The 5,868-nt window shown below is 62.4% G+C and carries 3 protein-coding genes; all 3 read left to right on the top strand.

The window, feature by feature from the left end:
• The coding region (locus VGH68_RS08335) for an efflux RND transporter periplasmic adaptor subunit (protein ID WP_331603104.1) at nucleotides 1-1,135 on the top strand (1,135 nt) is incomplete at its 5' end.
• Between the two features lie 28 nt (nucleotides 1,136-1,163).
• Nucleotides 1,164-4,355 carry an efflux RND transporter permease subunit gene (locus VGH68_RS08330; protein ID WP_331603102.1) on the top strand — a complete coding sequence of 1,064 codons (3,192 nt, stop codon included), beginning with the start codon at nucleotides 1,164-1,166 and terminating at the stop codon, nucleotides 4,353-4,355.
• Nucleotide 4,356: 1 nt separating this feature from the next.
• Nucleotides 4,357-5,868, top strand: a 1,512-nt coding sequence (locus tag VGH68_RS08325; protein ID WP_331603101.1) for an efflux transporter outer membrane subunit, incomplete at its 3' end; no start/stop codon positions are given.

Below are 5,868 nucleotides of genomic sequence, written 5' to 3'. Positions count from 1 at the left end.
CGTCCCTGTCGTGAGCGAACTGCCCGGCCGCACGAGCGCGTTTCTCGTCGCTCAGGTGCGTGCGCGGGTCGACGGCATCGTGCTGCGGCGTGAATTCACTGAAGGCGCGGACGTAAAGGCCGGCCAGCGGCTCTATAAGATCGATCCGGCGCCGTATATCGCCGCATTGAATACCGCCAAGGCCGCGCTCGCGAAGGCGCAGGCCAACGTGGCCACCCAGAACGCTCTGGCGGCGCGTTACAAGATCCTGGTCGCGGCAAACGCGGTCAGCAAGCAGGACTACGACAACGCCGTGGCGAGCCAGGGTCAGGCCGTGGCCGACGTCGCGTCGGGTAAAGCCGCCGTCGATACCGCCCAGATCAACCTCGGTTATACCGACGTCGTGTCGCCCATCACAGGCCGTATCGGCGTGTCTCAGGTCACGCCGGGCGCTTATGTGCAGGCAAGCGCGGCCACGCTGCTCTCTACCGTGCAACAACTGGACCCGGTTTATGTCGACCTGACGCAATCGAGCGTGGACGGTCTCAAGCTGCGCCGCGACATTCAGGAAGGCCGTTTGCAGGCGAGCGGCGCCAACGCGGCCAAGGTCACGCTGATTCTGGAAGACGGCCGCGCGTATCCGGAGGACGGCAAGCTGCAGTTCTCCGACGTGAGCGTGGACCAGAGCACCGGTTCGGTCACGGTGCGCGCGATTTTCCCGAACAAGGACCGCGTGTTGTTGCCGGGTATGTTCGTGCGTGCCCGTATCGACGAAGGCGTGAACAACAAGGCCCTCGTGGTGCCGCAAATCGGCGTGACGCATGACCAGAAGGGCCAGCCGACGGCACTCGTGGTCGGTCCGGACAACAAGGTGGCACTGCGCCAGTTGGTGACGTCGGGTACGTACGGCGACAAGTGGGTAGTGGACAGCGGCCTGAACGCGGGTGATCGCGTGATCGTGCAGGGCACGGAGAAAGCGCGGCCAGGTTCGACCGTGAAGCCTGTCGAAGCACAACTCCCGGCCCAGGCCGCTCAACCGGCATCCGGCGCCGCTCCGGCGGCGCCAGGCGCAGCCCCTGCGGCAGCGGACGCTGGCGCGAGCGGCGTGGCGGCCTCGAGCAATCCGGCACCCGCATCTGCGGCGTCAGGCGCGTAATCAGGCGCACTAAAAGGGAGCCTGTTTCATGGCAAAGTTCTTTATCGATCGCCCGATTTTTGCGTGGGTGATCGCCATTATTCTGATGCTGGCGGGGATCGCTTCGATCTTCACCTTGCCGATCGCGCAGTATCCGACGATCGCGCCGCCGGCCATTCAGATCAGTGCTACGTACCCGGGTGCGTCCGCCAGCACGGTGGAAAACACGGTAACGCAGGTGATCGAGCAGCAGATGAGCGGCCTCGATCACTTGCTGTACCTGTCTTCCACCAGTGATGACTCGGGCACAGCCACCATTACGCTGACCTTCGCGGCCGGAACGAATCCGGACATCGCGCAGGTGCAGGTGCAGAACAAGCTGCAACTCGCCACGCCGCTCTTGCCGCAAGCCGTTCAGCAGCTTGGCTCCAAGGTGACGAAGTCGAGCAGCAGCTTCTTGATGGTGATGGCGTTCGTTTCCACGGACGGCAGCATGGGTCGTTACGACCTCGCTAACTACGTGGCGTCGAAGGTCGAAGATCCGATCAGCCGTATCGACGGGGTGGGTACGGTGACGTTGTTCGGCTCGCAATTCGCCATGCGGATCTGGCTGGATGCAACCAAGCTGAACAACTACCAGTTGACGCCGCTCGATGTGACGAACGCTGTCGCTGCGCAGAACGTGCAGGTGGCAGGCGGTGGGCTGGGTGGTACCCCAGCGGTGCCGGGCCAGATGCTGCAGGCAACCATTACGGAAGCTACGCTGCTGCAAACGCCTGAGCAGTTCGGCAACATCCTGCTGAAGGTGAATCAGGATGGCTCGCAAGTGCGGCTGAAGGACGTATCGCGCATCGAGCTGGGCGGCGAGAACTACAACTTCGACACGAAATACAACGGTCAGCCGACCGCTGGTTTCGGTATCCAGCTTGCCACGGGCGCCAACGCGCTGAACACGGCGAAGGCAGTGCGGGCGAAAATCGACGACCTGTCGAAGTACTTCCCGGCGGGTCTCGTCGTGAAGTATCCGTACGACACCACACCGTTCGTGAAGCTGTCTATTGAGGAAGTGGTCAAGACGCTGATCGAAGGGATCGTGCTGGTGTTCCTGGTGATGTACCTGTTCCTGCAGAACCTGCGAGCCACGCTGATTCCGACCATCGCCGTGCCGGTCGTGCTGCTGGGTACTTTCGCGGTCATGGGGCTGGTGGGTTTCTCCATCAATACGCTCTCCATGTTCGGGCTGGTGCTCGCCATCGGCTTGCTGGTGGACGATGCAATCGTGGTGGTGGAAAACGTCGAGCGGGTGATGGCCGAGGAGGGACTCTCTCCAAGGGATGCCACCCGCAAGGCAATGGACCAGATTACCGGCGCGCTGGTCGGCGTGGCGCTCGTGCTGTCGGCCGTGTTCGTGCCGGTGGCGTTCTCGGGCGGGTCGGTGGGCGCGATTTATCGGCAGTTTTCGCTGACCATCGTCGCGGCCATGATCTTGTCCGTGCTGACCGCCTTGATTTTGACGCCGGCATTGTGCGCGACCCTCCTGAAGCCAATCGAAAAGGGTCATCACGACGAGAAGAAGGGCTTCTTCGGCTGGTTCAACCGCACGTTCGCCAAGAGCCAGGACAAGTATCACAGCGGCGTGGAGCACGTGATCAAGCGCTCGGGCCGCTGGCTGATCATCTATCTGGTCGTGATCGTCGCGGTGGGTTTCCTGTTCGTCCGCCTGCCGAAGTCGTTCTTGCCCGATGAAGACCAGGGCACGATGTTCGTACTCGTGCAGGCGCCGGCAGGTTCGACGCAGGAGCGCACGGCCAAGGTTCTCGCCGATGTCACCCACTGGCTGCTGACGGACCAGAAAGACATCGTCGAAGCGGTCTTTACCGTGAACGGCTTCAGCTTCGCGGGCCGCGGCCAGAACTCGGGTCTCGTGTTCGTGCGGATGAAGGACTACGGGCTGCGCCAGCACGCGGACCAGAAGGTGGGCGCGCTGGTCGGACGCATGTTCGGGCACTTCGCGGGCTACAAGGACGCGTTGATCTTCCCGGTCAATCCGCCGTCCATTCCGGAACTGGGTACGGCCTCAGGCTTCGACTTCGAGTTGCAGGATCGCTCGGGTCTCGGTCACGCGAAGCTGATGGAAGCGCGCAACATGCTGCTCGGCATGGCTGCGAAGGACCCGACGCTCGCGCAGGTTCGTCCTAACGGCCTGAACGACACGCCGCAGTTCAAGGTGAACGTCGATCGCGAGAAGGCGAACGCGCTGGGTCTGTCGCCTGCGACCATCGACCAGGTGTTCTCGATTGCGTGGGCTTCGTCGTACGTGAACAACTTCCTGGACGTCGATAACCGGATCAAGAAGGTCTACGTACAGGGCGACGCGCAGTTCCGCATGAACCCGGAAGACCTGAACAGGTGGTACGTGCGCAATACGGCCGGCGCGATGGTTCCGTTCGGTGCATTCGGTACAGGCGAATGGATCTACGGTTCGCCGAAGCTCGAACGCTACAACGGTATTTCCGCGGTGGAAATCCAGGGTGCGGCGGCGCCGGGCAAGTCGACGGGTCAGGCCATGCAGGCGATTGAAGCGATCGCGGCGAAGTTGCCGGCGGGGATTGGCTACGAATGGACGGGCTTGTCGTTGCAGGAACGCCAGTCGGGTTCGCAGGCGCCAATCTTGTACGGCATCTCGATCCTCGTCGTGTTCTTGTGTCTTGCCGCGTTGTATGAAAGCTGGTCGATTCCGTTCTCGGTGATCATGGTCGTGCCGCTCGGTATTTTGGGCGCGTTGCTCGCGGCTACTTTGCGCGGGCTCGAAAACGACGTGTTCTTCCAGGTCGGCTTGCTGACCACGGTGGGGTTGTCGGCGAAGAACGCAATTTTGATCGTGGAATTCGCACGCGATCTGCGCAGTCAGGGCAGGACCACGGTGGAAGCGGCCATGGAAGCGGCGCGTCAGCGGTTGCGCCCGATTCTGATGACGTCGCTGGCGTTCATTCTCGGCGTGTTGCCGCTTGCGGTCAGTAACGGCGCGGGTTCAGCCAGCCAGCACGCCATTGGTACGGGCGTGATCGGCGGGATGTTGACCGCGACCTTCCTGGCAATTTTCATGATCCCGATGTTCTTTGTGGTGATCAGCAAAATCAGCCACGACAAGGGTACGCCGCAGCACAGCCATGACGGCGACAGCAACGGCGGCAATGGTGACCAAGGCGGCACGGCTGCTCCGGCCAAGGAAGGACATTGAGATGCTAAAACACTCCTTGATGGCGGCAGCGGTCGCGCTTTTTGCGGCTGGCTGCACGATGGCTCCGAAGTACCAGCGCCCGGCGGCGCCCGTCGACCAGACGTTCCCGACGGGCGGCATCTACGACAGGCAACCGGAGGCGGCGTCGTCGGCTGCGCCGGCGAAGCCGGCGGTGGACATCGGCTGGCGCGATTTCTTCGTCGATGCACGCTTGCAGCGGATCGTTGCGCTCGCGCTGAAGAACAACCGCGATCTGCGTGTGTCCATGCTCAATGTGGCAGCGGCGCGCTCGCAGTATCAGATCACGCGTGCCGAGTTGCTGCCCACGCTCGACGCAGTCGCCTCGCAGACGAAGCAGCGCACTCCGAAAGATCTGGCGTTCTTTAACCAGACCATCTCGAATCAGTATTCGGTCGGGGTGAATGCGTCCTGGGAAATTGACTTCTTCGGGCGGATCCAGAGCCTGAAGGACCAGGCGCTCGAGCAGTATTTCGCGCTTGCGGAAACACGCAAGGCAGCAGAAATCTCGCTGGTGTCGCAAGTCGCCGACCAGTACCTGATCATGCTTTCGGATGACGATCAACTCACTGTCACGCGCAATACGTTGAAGACGGCGGACGAGTCGTATCGGATCACGAAGCTGCAATTCGATAACGGCGTGGGTACCGAACTCGCCGTGCGTCAGTCCGAGGGCATCCTGCAACAGGCCGCTGCCAACCTGCAGTCGCAATTGCGCCTGCGGGCGCAGGCCGAGAACGCGCTGGTGCTGTTGGTCGGTGAGCCGTTGCCGGCTGATCTGCCGCCGGGCATGCCGCTCGACAGTCAGAACCTGCTCGCCGATATCCCCGCCGGACTGCCTTCCGACCTGCTCACGCGGCGTCCGGATATTGTGTCGGCGGAGCGTTCGCTACTCGCGGCGAACGCGAATATCGGTGCGGCGCGTGCGGCGTTTTTTCCGACGGTTTCGTTGACGGGCAGCTTTGGAACGTTGGCGCCTTCGCTCGGCACGTTGTTCAAGCCGGGCTCGGCGGCGTGGTCATTCGCACCGCAAATCTCGATTCCGATCTTCGAGGGCGGCACGAACCTGGCCAACCTGGATCTGGCTCAGATCCAGAAGCGAATCGAGATCGCGAACTACGAGAAGGCGATCCAGACTGCGTTCCGCGAAGTGGCGGACGGGCTGGCCGCGCGCGGCACATACGACGAGCAGATCAACGCGCTCGAGTTGTATGTGAAGTCGCAGGCTCGTGGGCTGGAGCTGTCGGATATGCGATATCGCAACGGCGTGGACAACTATCTCTCCGTGCTGACGGCCCAGACGAACCTGTACACCGCGCAGCAGTTGCTGATTACGGCGCGGCTGAACCGGGCGGCGAATCTCGTCGATTTGTATCGTGAGCTGGGTGGCGGCTGGATCGAGCATGCAGGCGACCAGCCACGTCCTTCCGATGCCATGCCGGATTACCGCGATATCGGTACGCCGACGGCTGCCGCTGCTCCTGCCGCTTCTGGT

Source organism: Paraburkholderia sp., assembly GCF_036488505.1.
Lineage (GTDB): Bacteria > Pseudomonadota > Gammaproteobacteria > Burkholderiales > Burkholderiaceae > Paraburkholderia.
This window is presented reverse-complemented; position numbering and strand designations above follow the sequence as displayed.

Bases quoted from the DNA above. Each gene is read 5' to 3' on its own strand.
- VGH68_RS08330 (WP_331603102.1), top strand. From the start codon at position 1,164: ATGGCAAAGTTCTTTATCGATCGCCCGATTTTTGCGTGGGTGATCGCC.